Origin of the sequence: Vibrio sp. L5-1, from assembly GCF_021728315.1 — a bacterium.
Taxonomy (GTDB): Bacteria; Pseudomonadota; Gammaproteobacteria; order Enterobacterales; family Vibrionaceae; genus Vibrio; species Vibrio splendidus_K.
The window spans coordinates 219,217-236,645 of record NZ_JAKKCQ010000002.1; the positions used below are offsets into that span (position 1 = coordinate 219,217).

Here is a 17,429-nt window from a genome sequence, read left to right on the forward strand (position 1 = left end):
TATTTATATCTTACTCAATCACACATATCGCTTAACGAAATCAATAAAGGTTCTGTCGGCTTTCGACAAATACCCTTCCTTTCTCCAGGCCAACGATAGATTCAGTTTTACAGGGTCTTTAAATGGCACGCCTATCACGTCTTTTTCATATTCTGTCACTAAGCTCAACAGCGCGGTGATCGCAAACTCTTGTTTAACGATAGAAAGAATCATCGGGAGCAAGTTGGTTTCAAACGCAATGGTCATATCGAGGTTGTATTTTTTACAAGTCGCATCGATAAAATCACGGTGAAAATAGCCCGATTTGAACATGATCAGCTCTTGAGCAAAGAATTCTTCAAAGGTCATCGAAGGCTGTTGTGCTAGCGGATGCTCCTTACCGACAACGGCGACCATCTCAGAACTTAACAGATGATCCGTTTCCAAATCATCAGGGACGTTCTCATGATTAATTACACCAATATCGAGTTCGCCGTTTAACAGCATTTCACGAATCGATGCGGTGCCAGCATCAATCAAGGTCAACTTTAGGTTTGGGTATTGGCTTTTAAATGCCATCACGACTTGCGGGAAAAAGTAACTGCCCATCATACTTGGAGCGCCTAATCGAACCTCGCCTTTTTCTAGTCCCTTTAGTTCATTCATCGCAAGTTGAGCATCATCAAACTGCTGGGCGATTCGCTTCGCATGCTCAAACAGTACTTTGCCCTCCTCCGTTAAAGTGACGGATTTATCGCCTCGACGGAATAGAATCAACTCAAGCGTCTGTTCTAGTTTTTTAATGGAGATACTCAATGCAGGCTGTGCAATATACAACGCTTTGGCAGCCTGGGTGAAGTTACCAAACTGAGCAACAGCCAGAAAATGTCGAAGTGGTTTTGATTCAAGCATGGCGATATATTTTATATATGGAGGTGATATCTTTAATATATTTCTTTAATCGCACCTGTACTGATAACTTGTTCACAAATAGCTTACTAACTTGCGCAGGCACAACGTCAATGTTTGATAAAGGCAGTCCTCAATACAAACGTATCACCCAATCATTGGCGATTGGCTCGTTTATCATTTTCTGTAACCTTTACCTCTTTCAGCCTATCTTGCCGCACATGGCCGAGCACTTCCAAGTATCTGAAACTCAAATCAACTGGTTGTTTGCCGCGACAACGCTGGGGCTTTCCATCAGTTTGGTGCCTTGGGCAATCGCTTCTGAAACCTTTGGTCGAAAACCTATTATCCTATTCAGTTTGTTCGCTATTCCTTTGATTGGACTGAGCATGGTGTTCACGACGACCCTGCTACAACTGGTTATTGCCCGAGCATTCATGGGAATCGCTGTCGCAGCTTTTGCTGGTGTAGCGGTTGCCTATATGGTGGAAGAGTTGTCACCGAAAGCATTCGCGGTCGCGATTGGTGGTTATATTGCAGCCAATTCGTTGGGTGGTATTTTCGGACGTGTCCTCGGAGGTTTAATCACGGATTACTTTGACTGGCACGCTACGGTATTGTTTTTTGTGGTCGGCTCTTTACTTGGCGCGCTCTATATTGCGTATAGCTTGCCTGACCAACAAAACTTCAAACCTCAGAAAGGGTTGTTCTTTCATCATAACCGCTCGGTTGTGATGCACTTAAGAAACCGTACCTTGTGGCTCGCGATGTTGATTGGTGGCGCTAACTTTGCGCTATTCGTTAACCTGTATTCAGTAATGGGCTTTCGGTTGGTATCCGAACCTCACTCAGTGCCTGTGGGCTTAGCTTCACTGATATTCCTCTGTTACTTGGCTGGTACGGTAAGCTCTAAGCTCTCCAACAAATGGACACTTCGCTTTGACCCGTTAAACGGTATATTGATGGGCGTGTGTATTAGCTTAATCGGAATGCTAATTTCTGCCGTCGACAAAGTTCCGTTCATGCTAGCATGCTTGTTATTGATTAGTGGCGGCGCGTTCTTCGCCCATACCCTTGCCTACTCTTGGGTAAGTCAAAAAGCACCAAGCGCTAAGGCGACAGCAACTGCACTTTACTTGGTTCACTATTATATTGGCGGGAGCTTAGGTGGTTTCTTACTCTTGTATTGCTGGCAACTGTTCGGTTGGAATGGCGTGATTGCGGGCGGTTCAATCTTCTATGTTGCGATATTTGCTTGGGTCTACCAATTAAAACAACTTCAAGTATCGGCCTCTAAACTCGCACAAGCATAAGTGCGACTGAGGTTGTAACTCAATTATTGCTTTTGATTAACGTCCGTTCTGATATCCTACGCAAAATTTCATTTCGGAACCTGTTATGTCGAACACTCAAAGCACAGAGCTTCAAACCATCCACGACCAAGTAAAGCAGTGGTTAGACGATGTCGTTATTGGCCTAAACCTGTGTCCATTCGCAGCCAAGCCACAACGTAATAAACAGATTAAGATCTTTGTGAGTGAAGCGAATACGGAAGAAGCGTTGTTGCAAGACATCATGACGCATTTCGTAGAGTTAGATAACACGCCAGTCGCAGAATTAGAGACGACTTTGGTGGTTGTACCTAACATGCTGCAAGATTTCTTCGACTACAACATGTTCATTGATTGGATTGAAGCGTTGATCAAGCAAGAAGATTGGGAAGGCGTTTACCAAGTAGCAACCTTCCACCCAGACTATTGCTTTGGTGGTGCAGATCCAGAAGACGATGAAAACCTAACGAACCGTTCTCCGTATCCGGTTTACCATTTGATTCGTGAAGCGAGTATGGAAAAAGTGTTGAAGCACTACCCTAACCCTGAAGCGATTCCTGATACCAACATCGCGAGAGTTGAATCTTTAACGCCGGAAGAACGTCGTCAACTGTTCCCTTACCTGTTCAGTTAATCGTCCAGTTAATCGCTAACAAGATGGCTCATATTCCTGAGCGTTCTTGATGATATGGACGAGAAATGAACTGATCTCGTCCATTTTGTTTCGCAATGTACAGGCATTCATCGGCCACTTTGATTAGCTTATCTAACGCCGACATCCTTTCCCCTTTGGTATCCCCTGTACTCAACTCAAAATGACACGCACCGATTGATATAGTGACTGGCTTTCTATCAAGCGTGATTTTCTTCATCTCTTTTAAAAGAGTCATGAACTTATCTTCAACACAACTTGGTGTTTTATTGGGGTACCAAAGAATGAACTCCTCGCCACCAAAGCGCGCCACAAACTCACCCTCTTGAGTGTTATTGCTCAGCACGTTCGCCACTTTCTTTAATACAACATCACCCATTTGATGACCATAAGTGTCATTAACCTGTTTAAAGAAATCGATGTCGACAACCGCTAAGGTTCCCTTTCCTAAAGATCCTTTTAACTGCTCCACTTCTGCGTTCAACGTTTTGAACAAGCAACGTCTATTCGGCAAGTGTGTCAAAGGATCGTACATAGCTTGGTACTCTAACTTCTCATTCAGCTCTTTGAGTTTTCGCTCTTGCTGTCTTCTAACCAGTTCCACTTCGATCCATGAGGCCATTAACCTCATAACGTCGATATCGAACTCCTTGAATTCACGATGATAAGGAGCCGGGCTTGAAAAATTTAAGGTGCCATAAAGCTCGTCATTAACGAAAATCGGGATGCCAATATAAGACTCTAAACCAAAAGACTGGTAAGCGGGATGCGTCGCATACTTATCGTGTTTGCCACAATGCTCAATGCAAATAGGACCAATCGATTTACAGGTAATCTCGCAATAGGTCGAACGATAATCGAAGGTGTCGCCAGTGTTGAGTTCAACCCCTTCTGGCGTAACACAGTGCTCGACTAAATAAGAATTACCATCGACTTTAGATAAAATACCAATATCCAAATTAAAGCGTTCGAGCCCCATGATAAGCAGCTGAGCGATCTGACTCTCGAAGCCCTTTCGATAATCATTGGTGATTTGATACAAGCGGCGTATAACAATTTCGCTTTCACTAGCTTGGTTCATAACAGGGATTCCACTACTGCAGAAGTTAATGGCAACATCAACATTTGGTATATTAAAAAGAGTAAAGGGTAAAAAAACATAATAATCAATTGGTTTGTATGCAAAATACCTCATTGGTCCAATGAATAAAAGTCTACTTCTTCGACTTTGCGTTAGCACCCTATTCCTAGCTTTGGTAAAATAATCCATTAACGAAACAGAATGGATAGGAAAATGAACCTTTCTCAACTAAGCCAAGAAATCTACGATCACCTTTACCGCGACATTGAAGAGTTCCGCAGCACTTTTGATCTGCCTGTTGCTGCTCCTGAAACAATGGACGAAAAAGGCGATACGCTACATACATCTCTAGCGATAGAAGAACTAACAGAACTAGCAGAAGCAGACTCTAAAATCGAGCAAGCTGACGCTATCGTAGACAGCGTTTATGTTTTGATGGGACGTTTGGTTCACCTTGGCCAAGCTAAGGTTGAAGATAACCTAGCGATCAGCTACCTGATCGACCTGCTATTGAATGTTTGTAAAAACCGTTCAATCGACTTCTTGCCTTGTTGGGACGAAGTACACTCAAGCAACATGAGCAAAGTATGTCGCAACGAAACTGAATACGCTGAAACAGAAGCTTTCTATGCTGAGCAAAACATCAAGCTGATGGCTGTTCAAAAAGGTGAATACATCATCGCTAAATGTGCAGAAGATTTTGTATCTGAAGGTAAGACAATTCGCCAAGGTAAAGTACTTAAATCAGTACACTACCGTCCTGCGAATCTTGAGCCACTAACAGCTTAGGCGAGTCTTTTAGCTTTCTAAATCATTAATGTTTTAGCGAGTCAAAACAACAAACGCCACGTTACGATAACGTGGCGTTTTAATATCTATCGTCTTATTTTCTGTGTCTTCTCGTTCTTGAACACGTCACAGTGTTACCACTATACCAGTCGCGCCATGTGATAAACCGCTACATATTCACCGTTTCTAAAGGCAAACCCTGCCGACTCCCCTTCAATAACAAAACCGAACTTCTTATACAAACTGATCGCTCTTTCGTTATCGGTGTACACCGTTAACTCCATTCGCTTGATGTTAATCCAGTTATCACACAGATCGATTGCTGTTGCGAGCAATTGACTACCCACACCTTTGCCTAACACATCGTCTTTAACACCCATACCAAATGAAGCCACATGTCGTCTTCTTGGATTCACACACACTTCCATTCCCAAGTTGCCAACAATCTCATCGTCTATCATCGCGACATACGAGTACACGTTGTCAGGCATATTAGAGATTCGTTTTTGCCAGCTTTCCAGAGATGGATTTGGGAGTTGCAGCGTACCGGTATAAGCATTAGTGCATTCGTAAACTTCTTTGATTCCCTTTGCATCTGACGGTTCAGACCGTCTCACTATAATACTCATCGCAACTCCTACTATTTTCATCGCTCAATATGAAACACATCCTTAATGTGCACCTAGACACACTATCAAATAGTAAATATTTAACAATAGGTTAGATGAAATTGTTTTTATTGGACTGATGTGGGGAATGTATGTGGATGATCTGAAGAAGTACATTTGAGGAATCAAGGTTAGTTAAACTGGAGGTAATTCGATATGGGCACCTCGGGTGTGCCCACGCCTCCAAATCTATGGAGTTAGTTAGCTTTGGTTCATCATGATCTAACTAGTTCTGTTCTGGTTAATCATGAACTAGTTCATCTTGATCTAGTTAATCACGCTGACATTGAACTTGCATGACTTTAAGATCTGTTGCATTTAGCTTCTCAGCTAGCGCTGCGCCTTCTTCATTACATTGCTCAAGAGTCGTAAATTGGGTGTTAACTTCCATTTCTGCTGTGCTATCAGCTCCACCCATCATAAGGCTTAGAATCAGTGTGAGTTCGTACATAAAATAATCCTCTTTCGAGCTTTCAAAGCATCCATTCGAATAAGATAAAGTGACTAGAATCCGCCCTAATTCACTTGTTTCGTTTGAGATAATTCTAGTCATTCACTCGATTCGAGTCTTACCATTTTGTGCCACTAACTAATAAAGCAGCATAACCATGATTTAAAGGTATAAAAAAGACCAGAGCATCATGCTTCTGGTCTTTTTATGAATTAAAGCGTCAATCATAACTCAGTTTCTGAGTCACTTTTCTCTAAGCTAATGACATTCAAAACCGCAAAAGCAGAGGCTAGAAATAAGCCCAATATCCAAACAAAATACCACATGAAAAACTCCTTAATACAGTGAATGGCCATTACGTTCGACATACTCGCTATCAAGTCGCCCAAACATGGTTCGATAACTGAACGCGGTATAACACAGAATGATTGGCACCATCACAAACGCCACGCCTGTCATGATATTCAAGGTCAGTTCACTGGAGGTTGAATCCCACAGCGTTAGGCTATTACTCGGGTTAACGCTAGACGGGATAATGAACGGGAACATCGAGAAACCAGCCGTTAAGATGATGCAAGCGTTAGTCAGGCTTGAACTAATAAAAGCAATCGCATCCCATTTCAACCTTGCGCCAATTAAAGCCAGTAAAAGAATGGTCACGCTGCCGATCGGCGCAAACCACATCCAAGGGTACGTATCGAAGTTGGTTAACCAAGCACCTGCTTGTTTGACGACTTCTTTGTTCAAAGGATTCGAAGCCGAGCTATGATCCATCGCACTGACTATTAGATACCCGTCAATATGGTTTATCGCCATACAGCCAATCACCATAAGGAAAGCGACAAATACAGCACTCGCCTGCGTCACCGTTCTTGCCTTTTTGTACACTGCGTCTGTGGTTTTCATCATCAACCACGCACTGCCTTGTAACAGCGCCATCAATAACCCAACCAGACCACACAAAAGCGAAAATGGGTTAATCAAATCGATAAACGAACCATGGTACTCAACCATTAAAAAGCTATTGAGCGTAAAAGGTAAGCCTTGCATCAAATTGCCAAACGCCACCCCGAACAAGATAGGTGGCAAGAAGCCTGAGAAAGAGATAGCTAGGTCACACACCCGTCGCCACTGATCGCTGTCGATCTTTGCTCGATACTCAAGCGCCAAAGGACGCAACCACAATGAAATAAGCACCAAATACATCGCCACATAAAGGCTTGAAAACGATGTCGCATAAACCAGAGGCCAAGCCGCAAACAACGCACCACCTGCGGTAATTAACCAAACTTGGTTGCCGTCCCAATGGGGCGCGATGGAGTTAATCATGACTCGTCTTTCAGCGTTCGTTTTACCAATAAACGGTAACAACGCCCCCACTCCCATATCAAAACCATCGGTGATCATAAAACCAATCAGCAGTACACCAATCAGAACCCACCAAATTAAACGTAATGTGTCATATTCGAACATGAGTCAGTCACCTTATTGTTGAACTTGTTGTGCCAATTTGGCTTCAAGTGAAGTTGTATTTTGTTCATAGTGATAGCGACCCGTTTTTAAACTGCTTGGACCTTTTTTAGCAACGGTAATCATCAAGTAACTTTCAACAATGATAAATACGGTATATAGGCTGATAATGAGAGCAAGAGACGTAAGCAGGTTTTCAACGGTTTGCGAAGATGCCGCGACCGTCACAGGAAGAATTTCACCCACAGCCCAAGGCTGACGGCCGTATTCCGCAACAAACCAGCCAGCTTCAATCGCAATCCAAGGCAATGGAATTGACCATAGCGCTGCTTTCAGTAACCAAGGCTTTTGCGTAATGTTTTTACGGTAGGTTTGCAGGAAGGCTGCACCAAAGACAAACAACATAATGAAGCCACAACCCACCATGATTCGGAATGACCAGAAAAGTGGCCAGACAGTTGGAATGGAATCATCTGCCGCTTGTTGGATTTGCTGTTCAGTCGCATCGGTTACGGTATCGGTGTAACGCTTGAGTAGCAGTCCATAACCGAGGTCGTGCTTAGTTTGGTCGAAGGCTTGTTCTGTTTCATCAGACGTATCGCCCGCTCGCAAACGCTCTAGCAAGTCATATGCAATAATGCCGTTGCGAATACGGACCAGGTGCTGATCGCGCAAATCGTGTAAACCCGTCACTTGTTCATCCAAAGATCTCGTTGCAATAATGCCCATCACATAAGGGATTTTTACCGCGAAGTCGGTTTTACCTTCTTCTTGGTTTGGTAAACCAAATAATGTAAATGCAGCCGGTGCAGGCTCGGTGTGCCATTCCGCTTCAATCGCTGCGAGTTTTACTTTTTGGACATCACCCAGTTCATAACCAGATTCATCGCCAAGTACGATTACCGAAATGATAGAAGCTATTCCGAAAGATGCAGCCACAGCGAAAGAACGTTTTGCAAATGCGATGTCTCGACCTTTCAGTAAGTAATATGAACTCACACCAAGGATAAACATCGAGCCACAGGTATACGCTGAGGCCACGGTATGCAGGAATTTAACTTGAGCGACAGGGTTGAGCACCACTTCGGCAAAGCTGGTCATTTCCATACGCATGGTTTGGTAATTGAACTCTGATCCAATTGGATTTTGCATCCAACCATTGGCAACCAAAATCCACAGTGCAGAAAAGCTCGAGCCCAACGCCACCAGCCAAGTCACTACAAGGTGTTGGCGTTTCGATAGCCTTTCCCAACCGAAAAAGAATAAGCCGACAAAGGTGGATTCTAAGAAGAACGCGACAAGCGCTTCGATGGCTAAAGGTGCGCCGAAAATATCGCCGACATAGTGAGAATAATAAGACCAGTTGGTGCCGAACTGGAACTCCATGGTTAAACCAGTCGTGACACCCAATGCAAAGTTAATACCGAACAGTTTGCCCCAGAAGCGAGTCATGTCCTGGTAAATTTGCTTGCCAGTCAGCACATAGATCGATTCCATGATCGCCAAAAGACAGGACATACCAATGGTTAAGGGGACAAAGAGAAAATGAAACATAGCAGTTAACGCAAACTGCAAACGCGACAATTCAACAACATCAAACATTAAAGCTCCAAACATCATAATGATGGCTTTCATATTAAGAATTGGAGCGTATTTCAGCACAGTTCGAACAAACTAAACTAGAACAGATTGATTGTTAAAAAACAGAACAGTTTATATATCCAGTCAGTAGAGACTAGCGTTGAAGTGTAAAACAGTCGGTAACTCAGCTAACGGCTGAAGCTTGCAATTCCATGGTTCTGATTAGGTTGCCGAGCGTTTGAATTGCCTCTGCGATTTTGTCGTCGCAAGCATACGAGCAATTAAGTCGAATGTGATGGGAGAACTTCTTGTCACTACTGAATATGATCCCTGGCGCGACAGAGATGTTGTGTTCAAGAGCTAACTCATACAGCTTCTCAACACAAACAGAGTGAGGCAATTCTATCCAAAGGAAGTAACCACCTTGGCTTTTATGAATCAGAGCACTCTTGGGCAAACTGGATTCGAGTAGTGCTATATGCGCCTTCTTCCTTTCATTCAGCAATTTACGAAGCTTTTTAAGATGATTGTCATAGCTGTAAAACGTTAGGTAGTGAGACAAACCAAGCTGAATAGGAATGCTGCTGGAGAGCGTCGAAAGGTGCTGCAATCTCTGAATCTTTAACGCTTGTTTCCTTGCAACTACCCAACCGATTCGAAAGCCGGGCGACAATGATTTGGAAAACGAACCACACAACATGATTTGCTCGCCAGTGTCATAGGCTTTAGTAGGCAATGAGCTTTGATTACCGACGTGCAGTTCTCGATACACATCGTCTTCAATCATCGGGATCTTATGTTGATTCACCAACTTTGCCAGTCGTTGCTTGTTGCTGTCACTCATCGAATAGCCAACTGGGTTTTGCGATTCCGTCATAAACCAGCACGCTTTGATGTCCATTGAAGCGAACACCGATTCCAACACATCTAAATCTATACCAGTTTCAGGGCCTGTTGGTATCTCAACTGCCGTCAGGTTTAACCTCTCAATGGTCTGCAACACACCATAGAACGCAGGATACTCGATAGCGACCAAGTCACCCGGCTCTGTGCAAGATTGCAGACAAAGATTAAGTGCTTCCATCGCTCCAGAAGTAATCACAATATCGTCCGGCAATACATCTAACCCATGCATTTGGTAACGCTGGGCGATTTGCCTACGGAGTGTTTCACTGCCCGGTGGTAAATTGGTGAGCATGCTGTTATCCGGCATTTGGCGGCTGGCATTAGCTAAACTGCGCGACAATGCTTGATGCGGAAACAAGGCAGGGTCTGGGAATGCCGAGCTAAGTGGAATGATGCTGGGGTCTTTCGCTCGTTGAAGTACATCGTAAAGCAGGTCGCTGATTTTAACCGGATACGGTTTTATGGCTTTTTGCTGTATGTGTTCTGAGGTGAATACATTTCTGCGAGGTAATACGAAATAACCAGATTTCGGCTTTGAGCGCACATAGCCTTGGTCTTCGAGCTGTTGATACGCCTGCAGCACCGTCTCGATACTGAGTTTATAGCGCTTACATGCGTCTCTAATTGATGGGATCTTCTCACCACTCAGCCAGATGTTTTGTTCTATCTGATTCTTGATTGTATTGGCGAGTATTTGTGATTTTTTCATCAATAAGTTCGTTCGTATTCGAAGGTGGATGAACAGATTATATTATAGGTAAAACAATGTCCTTCCCTAATAACATTCAATGCGTTGTCGCACTGCCAACCTAGGACTTACATAAACACTCTCTTAAAAAGAACTCCGTTGACAGCTATCTCATAAAAAATGGCATCACGCTTATAAAGAGTGATGCCATTAATTTTTCAAGGCTTAACTAATCCTATTCAAACTAGTTAGCTGGACGCCACACGCCCCACTGATCATTTTCGTAGGTCGCTTTAGGGTTTTCACCACCTTGAACCCACCATTGCGCTTTCCACGACTGGTTCGAGTAAGTCACTACTTCACCACCTAGGTAAGTCGCTGATGAGTCCCAAGTACCTGGGTCTGGCGTAGGGTCAGGAGTCGGATCAGGATCCGGCGTTGGATCTGGGTCTGGTGTTACGCCACCGTCATCAGCAATCACTTCAAACGTGAAGGTTTCAACACTCTCGCTTTCAATAGAGCTAGCCATGAACGACAAAGTCTCGTTCACTGTAATCGCAGTCGTATCAACCACAATAGAAGCTGTGCCATTGTTTTGAATGCTTACTACGGAACCTTGAGTTTGAGTTAATGTCGCCGCTTCGCTTGTTGCAATCACAACTTTGTCGCCAGCATTCACTACATTGTCACTCTTCACTAGCTCGTAGATGTCGCCTTTCAGTGGTTCAACACCACCGTCGCCACCATCAATCAGCGTTAACTGACCAGAAGCACGGCTATCCTTTGAGTTGAAGAAGTTACGTGAAGGATCGTTTTGGAAGTACATGTAGTGCTGCATTTCAGCGTGCCAATCACCAATGAAGATCGCGCCATCTTTGAACTCTTCATGCCAGCCATTAATTTCTGAAGCCAACAAACGAGCCCAATCATTAACGTTTGAAGCGTCGATAACGATGTCGAAGCTACGCGCTACTTCACCATACTTGTTGATGATGTCGTACTTAACGGTGTCGCCAACTTGTGGAGTACCAAACTGGTCAGAAACAAACAGGTCGCCACGGACTAGATCAGGCTCTGGACCTGGCTCTGGTGGAGGAGTTGTACCACCCGCGATAGTAATGTCTGAACAGTTGTAGAAGCCTTCGCCAGCTGCATCATCACGTTGCCAACGTACATATAGGATTGCATCACCAGAGCGGTCAGATGGAATCGTCACGTTGATACGGTATTTGCCACCGCTAACAGGAACATTGCCCACCTCTTGGATAAGATCTAAGTCGCCCCACGCTAGTCCTTTACTCAGATCTGCATTTGGTTTCGTTAGGTAGAACTCCCAGAATGATGGGTTGTGCGGCGCAGTCGCGTTGAATACATATTCAAATGTACCTGTGCTTAGCTCAGTGCGAGTCCAACCTGTATGAGGTGCACCCATGCCGCGTTTTTGCGAATCATTGGCGTAACACAAAGTGCCGTCTGGAATCGCCGCTTTTACAGCATTGATGTTGTTGAAATCTTGGATATTTTTCGCATACTCGTTACGTTGAACGAACGGGTATGATCCAGAAATATCTTTCGCTTGAGCACATGCAGCATTTGGTGGTGTACCCGACCAAACCCCGCCTTGCTCGTAACACGTGTTCTGACGTGCACTTGGAAATTCAGACCAGCCATGAGCATTTGCCACTGACGGCACACTCGATAGCATAGCCATACCCACTGCTATTTTTAGAATATTATTATTTATTGTTGTCACTTTCCCACTCTCTATTATTTTACCCTAAACACAAAACCAATTGGTTACTAACCAACCAGCACTGTCATTCGAAGGTTTATAGTTTCTGACTTAAAGAACAACGAAAAATATATACGTCAATTTTATCAATAACAGCGGGTTTTATATTGATAGGAATCAGCATCACACAACTCAAACAAATGCGTTGTAGATAGATGATGTTGCTTCGAATTATGACATTTCAGTATTCTGTGTTGATTGAGGGAACATCATTCAAAATGAATAAAAAAGCGACTTTATGATTAAGCCGCTTTGGGGATATACAGGAAGTTAAATAATGAGAAGAGCATTAATAACGGCTATGCATGCCCATGCGATGTGACATGTCGTCGTCCATACGACCGCCCTTCCAGCCGCTTCCACCCAAGAGGTTGAGCACATCACGTGCGGTGTAGTCTTCGCCGCCGAAGAAGTCGTTAGACACATCATTACGTAACAGTTGGATAGTGGGAACCAATTCAACATCAAGATCTTGTGGATCCGTAAACAAAGACAATGCGATTTGTTGTTGGCGTTTACTTAGTTCATGAGCGCTGGTTTCAACTTGCCCAATCGAGAAAAAGTCACGGCTTCCGTAACTCTGTACCATCTTTGCAGACAGTAACTTAATCACCTTTTTGATTCTTCGTCGTTCAATATATCTAAACACTCTAGTTCCTCTTTCAATTTACAAATATCACATCAAATGTTGTTCAGATTTGAGCAACACTTAGAATGTCACTCTTTATGACGATGCTCAATATATAACGTCAGTAATATACTGATTAACAATGCAAAAAGGCAATTTCGAGACGAATACACTTTGCACCGCTTCTCATTGAAACGGATCAATAAGTAAATTTTTAGGTAAACCATGATTCAGAACACTAAGTACTTTCTCACGCAACCATAACGTACCTTGGTCACGTTGATGCCGCACATGCCAAGACATTGAAATGGGCCCCGGCTGCATGAGGAATGGCGTTTTCTTGATCACCAGTTCTCCCTTGCTCACGCTCTCCGATATTATCGGCAATGGAATCGTCGTGATCATGTCAGTATTAATGAGCAACTTAGGTATGGAGTAACAGTGGTTCACCGTCATGGCGATGCGCCGTTTCATTCCCTTCTGTCCTAGTAGCATGTCTACCCCGCCCGTCGCTTCACCTGATAACGAGAGCAACAAATGGTCAGCGCTAGCAAACGCACTTAGCGATAGCTCTTCACTGGCCAACGCGTGATCGGCACGCATTGCGCACACAAAGTGATTATCAAACAGATGTTGAGTTTGAACTTGAGCTGAGTTGCCTTCGAAATAATCCAAAACCATATCGACATCGGCACTGAGCAATAACTTTTCTCCATTGACGTTGTAAGGTACGGCGTGAATATTAACGTCAGGCGCTTCAAGCTCTATTCGTTGCTTTAACGGCAGCCAAAACAGGTCTGCCATCCAATCTGTGGTTGCGATTCTAAACGTGCGCTTTAACGTCGCAGGACGAAACTCATCACGCTCAGTTGCAATCCGTATTGCCTCTAACGGCTCACCAATCGTTTTCCACAACTCGACGGCGTAAGGGGTTGGGCGAATCCCTCTTCCTTGTTTCACGAATAAAGGATCTTTCCAAGCGTGACGCATTCGAGAGACTGCGTTCGATACCGACGGTTGCGTCATCGACAGTCGTTCTGCGGCCACGGTAATCGAGCTTTCCTGCATGATTGCATCAAAAATAACCATTAAATTCAGATCGACATTAGCCATCTTACTTGCCTAATTACACAGGGAGTTAGTGAATGAGTATCGACAAACTCATCATATTAATCAATGCATATTATACCAATCATCAATTAGACGATAAGTAACAAGTTGGGCAAAGTGAGTTCCACAAACAGATTAACCCGCTGGTAGAAAAACAAATCAGATGACTCACTTATAAGGAAATACGATGAAAGCCGTGTATTTAGAAGAGTATGGAAGTGCGCAGAACTTAACGTTCGGCGATATAGCGAAACCCACCATCACACCAAATCAAGTGCTGATCAAAGTACAAGGCGCGGGGGTAAACCCTGTCGACTGGATGGTAAGAGAGGGATTCTTACAGGCTAGCGGTCAACATGAAATGCCACTCATTGTTGGCTGGGATGCAGCAGGGCAAGTTGTCGAAAAAGGCAACAATGTAAGCAACCTTAAACTTGGGGAGCAGGTCTATGTATATGCGCCCATTTCTGAACAAGGCGCCTACGCCGAATATCTTGCTGTCGATAGTGATTTAGTAGCAAGAGCGCCCAAGTCTCTCGACATCGTGACCGCTGCAGCTGTGCCATTGGCCGCAACAACAGCATGGCAAGCACTTGTTGAAGGCTGCCAACTCAAAGCTGGTCAACGTGTCCTTATTCACAATGCATCCGGAGGTGTAGGCAGCTTTGCGGTTCAAATAGCGAAAGCGCTCGGTGCTTATGTTATCGGAACAGCATCAGCCAGCAACAAAGCCTACTTAACGGCTTTAGGGGTCGATCAATTCATTGATTACCAAACTCAACGCTTTGAAGACGAGGTTGATGAGTTAGATGCTGTACTCGTCGCTGTTGGGGGTGATGGCATCGCGGAGCGTTCACTCGAAGTCGTACGAAAAGGTGGCAACGTAGTTTCACTATTAGATGACATTGAAAGCGCATTACCACTGCAACTAGGCGTAAATTTTCAACGTTGGTGGGTTTCACCCAATGCCAGAGATCTACAACGTATTGCCGCTTTAATTGATGATGGCGTAATTAAAGTGAACATCGATAAGGTGTTCCCACTATCTAAAGCCGCTCAAGCACAGGAGTTAAGTCAATCGAAACGTGCTCGTGGCAAAATCGTATTGGAAGTTTCGCTGTAAACACTATCAAGTAGAGAGGATATAAAATGGCCATTAAACAAGCTTTTCGTAATAAGAACCTACCCGATATGAGCAATGCGTTTAGTTGGGGACTGAAACTAAGTGAATTCAGCGAAGTATTCTTTGTGACAGGACATGCTGACTGTAACCCGGACTTTATCACTCAACACCCTAATGATCCTGTTGCTCAAACACGATTGATTTTAGACCAAATGAAGGCATTCTTAGAAGAAGCTGGCTTTAGTGTTAACGACATTGTCAGGACGGATTGGACATTTACCAACGAAGTAAACTCTGCACAATTCGAAGGTATTGCTCATGTCTGGGAAGAGTTTTTAGGGGATGTTGAAGTAAAACCAGCGACAGGCACGTTGCGCTATGTTCAGCGTTTAGGGATGCCAGATATGATGGTTGAATATGAGATGATGTTAGCCCGATAACTGCCGAGCTTTCCAATCCTAAATTCAACCGTCTTACCCAAACGATAAAGGCTTAACCAAACAACATATAAGTTTGATTATCGACTGAGATACTTTTGACTTCAGTGTTGAACACGGACTCTAGCTGTTCAGGCGTAAGAACTTGTTCTGCACTACCTGATACTTGAAGTACGCCTTTGTCGAGCAACAACACTTGGTCTGCATGTCTTAGGGTTCTGTTCAGGTCGTGGTTGGCCATGATCACGGCGATGCCCTTCTCTGCCACTCGCTCGATGAGCTTGTATAACAAGGCTTCTTGAGCAATATCTAACGGAGCTGCGGGTTCGTCGAGGATCAGCAGCTTCGCGTAAGGATTAAGCGACGGCCAAATTTGCAGGCACATTCCCGCCAAACGGACGCGTTGCCATTCACCACCAGATAAGGTTTGAATGGAGCGGTGAAGTTTGTCTGTGATGGCCAACATCTGGCTTATTTCGTCCAAAGCTGCGTTGATTTCAGTATCAAGGCCGTGTGAGGAGCTTGGCAGTGACAACGCAAGGTATTGGAACACTTCCAAATTGAAGGCGGGTCTTGCGCTTTGACAAAGATAAGCACGGTGTAATGATAAGTCTTGTAACGACAACACAGATAAGTCTTGCCCATCAAGCTTGATATCGCCTTTATAGCCATCTCCAATGCCAGATATCGCTTCGAGTAAGGTACTTTTACCACTGCCATTAGGACCGATAACGTGAGTCACCTGCCCTTGCTTGAGCTCAAATGATAGTGGTAATAAACGAGCGCCGACGCTCAGGCTCTTAATTTGAATCATGATTTTTAATTAACATCCAAATGAAGATAGGCGCGCCGATACTGGTGGTCATCACACCCAAAGGTAATTCTGCAGAATCGAGTAATGTACGCGCGCAAATATCAGCAAACACCAATAACGCGGCACCTGCAACGGCAGACAAAGGAAGCAGGTATCGGTTGTCGGTACCAATCGCTAAACGGAGTAAGTGTGGCACAACCAAGCCAACAAAGCTGATTACACCGCCCAATGCCACCGCGCAGCCGACTAAAATAGACACGGCGAAAATTAGACGCCAGCGTAATCTCGGAACATTCACGCCCAGTTGTGCGGCATGCGTTTCGCCAATCATCAGTTTGTCTAGTTTACAGCCTTGCAGACACAACCAAATAATCACAGGGATCATCACTAACGTAAGCGAGTGTTGATACCAAGTCACGCCGCCTAAACTGCCCATCAGCCAGTACATCAATAAGCGAAGGCTGAGGTCATCACTAAAATAGAAGGCCCACGTCACCATAGCGCCGGAAAGAATGCCTAACGCGACACCCACCAGCAATAATTTGGCCGTAGTCAGTCGCATCGTTTTGACCATACTCACCAGAATAACGGTAAAACAGAGTGACCCTAATACGGCAGCGACCATAAAGAGTTCAGGTGTGGGAGCAAACGGCAAAAAGAACAGCACGATCACCATGGCTAAACTCGCGCCACCGGAAATACCGAGCACACCCGGCTCTGCTAATACGTTGCCTAATAACACTTGTAAGCTTGCGCCAGATACAGCCAAACCAGCCCCGATAGCAATAGCTGCCAATAGTCGAGGTAAGCGTAAATCAATCAGTAGTTTTTGTTCTAACGTGGACAAGGTGCCCAGAGGGGAAATGAAGAGATCGCCAACCATTAGGTAAATTGCACTCAGCGCGACAAGCAGTGCTGCCATCAGATAAATGGCTCGCGTCCATTTACGCTGTTTTTGGTGAAGAAGTTGTTGGAAATCCATATCAAGCTACTTTGAAAATGTTCGCGTAACCTTACCTG

General features: G+C 44.4%; 18 protein-coding genes. 5 read left to right on the top strand and 13 right to left on the bottom strand.

The features are described from left to right. Positions 1 to 18 precede the first annotated feature (18 nt). On the bottom strand, positions 19 to 891 hold the full coding sequence (locus L3V35_RS07705) for a LysR substrate-binding domain-containing protein (RefSeq protein WP_237299173.1): 873 nt from the start codon (positions 889 to 891) through the stop codon (positions 19 to 21). Positions 892 to 1,001: 110 nt separating this feature from the next. On the opposite strand from L3V35_RS07705, the gene L3V35_RS07710 reads away from it, so the two are divergent. Continuing rightward, entirely contained in the window at positions 1,002 to 2,201 is a 1,200-nt protein-coding gene (locus L3V35_RS07710; RefSeq protein WP_237299174.1) for an MFS transporter, read from the top strand. 85 nt (positions 2,202 to 2,286) lie between these two features. Continuing rightward, positions 2,287 to 2,853 (top strand): DUF1415 domain-containing protein, encoded by a 567-nt coding sequence (locus L3V35_RS07715; RefSeq protein ID WP_054546431.1) that lies wholly within the window; start codon positions 2,287 to 2,289, stop codon positions 2,851 to 2,853. Positions 2,854 to 2,881: 28 nt separating this feature from the next. On the opposite strand, the gene L3V35_RS07720 is transcribed toward L3V35_RS07715, so the two are convergent. Then, complete coding sequence (locus L3V35_RS07720) at positions 2,882 to 3,952, bottom strand: diguanylate cyclase (RefSeq protein WP_054546432.1); 1,071 nt, start codon at positions 3,950 to 3,952, stop codon at positions 2,882 to 2,884. Between the two features lie 213 nt (positions 3,953 to 4,165). On the opposite strand from L3V35_RS07720, the gene L3V35_RS07725 reads away from it, so the two are divergent. Then, positions 4,166 to 4,741 (top strand): nucleoside triphosphate pyrophosphohydrolase family protein, encoded by a 576-nt coding sequence (locus L3V35_RS07725; protein WP_017075082.1) that lies wholly within the window; start codon positions 4,166 to 4,168, stop codon positions 4,739 to 4,741. A 140-nt stretch (positions 4,742 to 4,881) separates the two neighbouring features. On the opposite strand, the gene L3V35_RS07730 is transcribed toward L3V35_RS07725, so the two are convergent. The 9 genes from L3V35_RS07730 to L3V35_RS07770 all read right to left on the bottom strand — a co-directional run bounded on the left by L3V35_RS07730 (position 4,882) and on the right by L3V35_RS07770 (position 14,038). Continuing rightward, entirely contained in the window at positions 4,882 to 5,370 is a 489-nt protein-coding gene (locus L3V35_RS07730) for a GNAT family N-acetyltransferase (RefSeq protein ID WP_054546433.1), read from the bottom strand. A 310-nt stretch (positions 5,371 to 5,680) separates the two neighbouring features. Beyond that, positions 5,681 to 5,860 (bottom strand): hypothetical protein, encoded by a 180-nt coding sequence (locus tag L3V35_RS07735; protein WP_054546434.1) that lies wholly within the window; start codon positions 5,858 to 5,860, stop codon positions 5,681 to 5,683. A gap of 224 nt (positions 5,861 to 6,084) precedes the next feature. After that, on the bottom strand, positions 6,085 to 6,186 hold the full coding sequence (cydX, locus tag L3V35_RS07740) for a cytochrome bd-I oxidase subunit CydX (protein ID WP_017109819.1): 102 nt from the start codon (positions 6,184 to 6,186) through the stop codon (positions 6,085 to 6,087). Between the two features lie 10 nt (positions 6,187 to 6,196). Next, a complete protein-coding gene (gene cydB, locus L3V35_RS07745; RefSeq protein WP_237299176.1) occupies positions 6,197 to 7,333 on the bottom strand; it encodes a cytochrome d ubiquinol oxidase subunit II in 1,137 nt (378 codons plus the stop codon). 12 nt (positions 7,334 to 7,345) lie between these two features. Continuing rightward, a complete protein-coding gene (locus L3V35_RS07750) occupies positions 7,346 to 8,932 on the bottom strand; it encodes a cytochrome ubiquinol oxidase subunit I (RefSeq protein ID WP_065205358.1) in 1,587 nt (528 codons plus the stop codon). A gap of 163 nt (positions 8,933 to 9,095) precedes the next feature. Then, on the bottom strand, positions 9,096 to 10,526 hold the full coding sequence (locus L3V35_RS07755; protein WP_237299179.1) for a PLP-dependent aminotransferase family protein: 1,431 nt from the start codon (positions 10,524 to 10,526) through the stop codon (positions 9,096 to 9,098). Positions 10,527 to 10,749: 223 nt separating this feature from the next. Continuing rightward, complete coding sequence (locus L3V35_RS07760) at positions 10,750 to 12,210, bottom strand: lytic polysaccharide monooxygenase (protein ID WP_171312928.1); 1,461 nt, start codon at positions 12,208 to 12,210, stop codon at positions 10,750 to 10,752. A gap of 376 nt (positions 12,211 to 12,586) precedes the next feature. Beyond that, the gene (locus tag L3V35_RS07765; protein ID WP_237299181.1) at positions 12,587 to 12,946 is read right to left on the bottom strand and encodes a DUF6559 family protein; all 360 of its coding nucleotides are present in this window, start codon (positions 12,944 to 12,946) and stop codon (positions 12,587 to 12,589) included. A 165-nt stretch (positions 12,947 to 13,111) separates the two neighbouring features. Then, entirely contained in the window at positions 13,112 to 14,038 is a 927-nt protein-coding gene (locus tag L3V35_RS07770) for a LysR family transcriptional regulator (RefSeq protein ID WP_237299183.1), read from the bottom strand. A gap of 184 nt (positions 14,039 to 14,222) precedes the next feature. Between L3V35_RS07770 and L3V35_RS07775 the strand changes: the two genes are divergently transcribed. Both L3V35_RS07775 and L3V35_RS07780 read left to right on the top strand, forming a co-directional pair. Continuing rightward, on the top strand, positions 14,223 to 15,158 hold the full coding sequence (locus L3V35_RS07775) for an NADP-dependent oxidoreductase (RefSeq protein ID WP_237299184.1): 936 nt from the start codon (positions 14,223 to 14,225) through the stop codon (positions 15,156 to 15,158). Between the two features lie 26 nt (positions 15,159 to 15,184). Then, a complete protein-coding gene (locus L3V35_RS07780; RefSeq protein ID WP_017057425.1) occupies positions 15,185 to 15,598 on the top strand; it encodes a RidA family protein in 414 nt (137 codons plus the stop codon). A 52-nt stretch (positions 15,599 to 15,650) separates the two neighbouring features. Here the strand turns inward: L3V35_RS07780 and btuD are convergent, their stop codons facing one another. Beyond that, the gene (gene btuD, locus L3V35_RS07785) at positions 15,651 to 16,409 is read right to left on the bottom strand and encodes a vitamin B12 ABC transporter ATP-binding protein BtuD (protein WP_237299186.1); all 759 of its coding nucleotides are present in this window, start codon (positions 16,407 to 16,409) and stop codon (positions 15,651 to 15,653) included. Beyond that, positions 16,396 to 17,391, bottom strand: a complete 996-nt coding sequence (btuC, locus tag L3V35_RS07790; protein ID WP_237299188.1) for a vitamin B12 ABC transporter permease BtuC — start codon at positions 17,389 to 17,391, stop codon at positions 16,396 to 16,398. The genes btuD and btuC overlap by 14 nt, the downstream gene beginning before the upstream one ends. Positions 17,392 to 17,429: the final 38 nt, after the last annotated feature.

Excerpts from the sequence above, each read along its gene's own strand:
- L3V35_RS07705 (WP_237299173.1), bottom strand. The coding sequence starts at position 891 with ATGCTTGAATCAAAACCACTTCGACATTTTCTGGCTGTTGCTCAGTTT.
- L3V35_RS07710 (WP_237299174.1), top strand. The coding sequence starts at position 1,002 with ATGTTTGATAAAGGCAGTCCTCAATACAAACGTATCACCCAATCATTG.
- L3V35_RS07715 (WP_054546431.1), top strand. The coding sequence starts at position 2,287 with ATGTCGAACACTCAAAGCACAGAGCTTCAAACCATCCACGACCAAGTA.
- L3V35_RS07720 (WP_054546432.1), bottom strand. The coding sequence starts at position 3,952 with ATGAACCAAGCTAGTGAAAGCGAAATTGTTATACGCCGCTTGTATCAA.
- L3V35_RS07725 (WP_017075082.1), top strand. The coding sequence starts at position 4,166 with ATGAACCTTTCTCAACTAAGCCAAGAAATCTACGATCACCTTTACCGC.
- L3V35_RS07730 (WP_054546433.1), bottom strand. The coding sequence starts at position 5,370 with ATGAGTATTATAGTGAGACGGTCTGAACCGTCAGATGCAAAGGGAATC.
- L3V35_RS07735 (WP_054546434.1), bottom strand. The coding sequence starts at position 5,860 with ATGTACGAACTCACACTGATTCTAAGCCTTATGATGGGTGGAGCTGAT.
- cydX (WP_017109819.1), bottom strand. The coding sequence starts at position 6,186 with ATGTGGTATTTTGTTTGGATATTGGGCTTATTTCTAGCCTCTGCTTTT.
- cydB (WP_237299176.1), bottom strand. The coding sequence starts at position 7,333 with ATGTTCGAATATGACACATTACGTTTAATTTGGTGGGTTCTGATTGGT.
- L3V35_RS07750 (WP_065205358.1), bottom strand. The coding sequence starts at position 8,932 with ATGTTTGATGTTGTTGAATTGTCGCGTTTGCAGTTTGCGTTAACTGCT.
- L3V35_RS07755 (WP_237299179.1), bottom strand. The coding sequence starts at position 10,526 with ATGAAAAAATCACAAATACTCGCCAATACAATCAAGAATCAGATAGAA.
- L3V35_RS07760 (WP_171312928.1), bottom strand. The coding sequence starts at position 12,210 with ATGCTATCGAGTGTGCCGTCAGTGGCAAATGCTCATGGCTGGTCTGAA.
- L3V35_RS07770 (WP_237299183.1), bottom strand. The coding sequence starts at position 14,038 with ATGGCTAATGTCGATCTGAATTTAATGGTTATTTTTGATGCAATCATG.
- L3V35_RS07775 (WP_237299184.1), top strand. The coding sequence starts at position 14,223 with ATGAAAGCCGTGTATTTAGAAGAGTATGGAAGTGCGCAGAACTTAACG.
- L3V35_RS07780 (WP_017057425.1), top strand. The coding sequence starts at position 15,185 with ATGGCCATTAAACAAGCTTTTCGTAATAAGAACCTACCCGATATGAGC.
- btuD (WP_237299186.1), bottom strand. The coding sequence starts at position 16,409 with ATGATTCAAATTAAGAGCCTGAGCGTCGGCGCTCGTTTATTACCACTA.
- btuC (WP_237299188.1), bottom strand. The coding sequence starts at position 17,391 with ATGGATTTCCAACAACTTCTTCACCAAAAACAGCGTAAATGGACGCGA.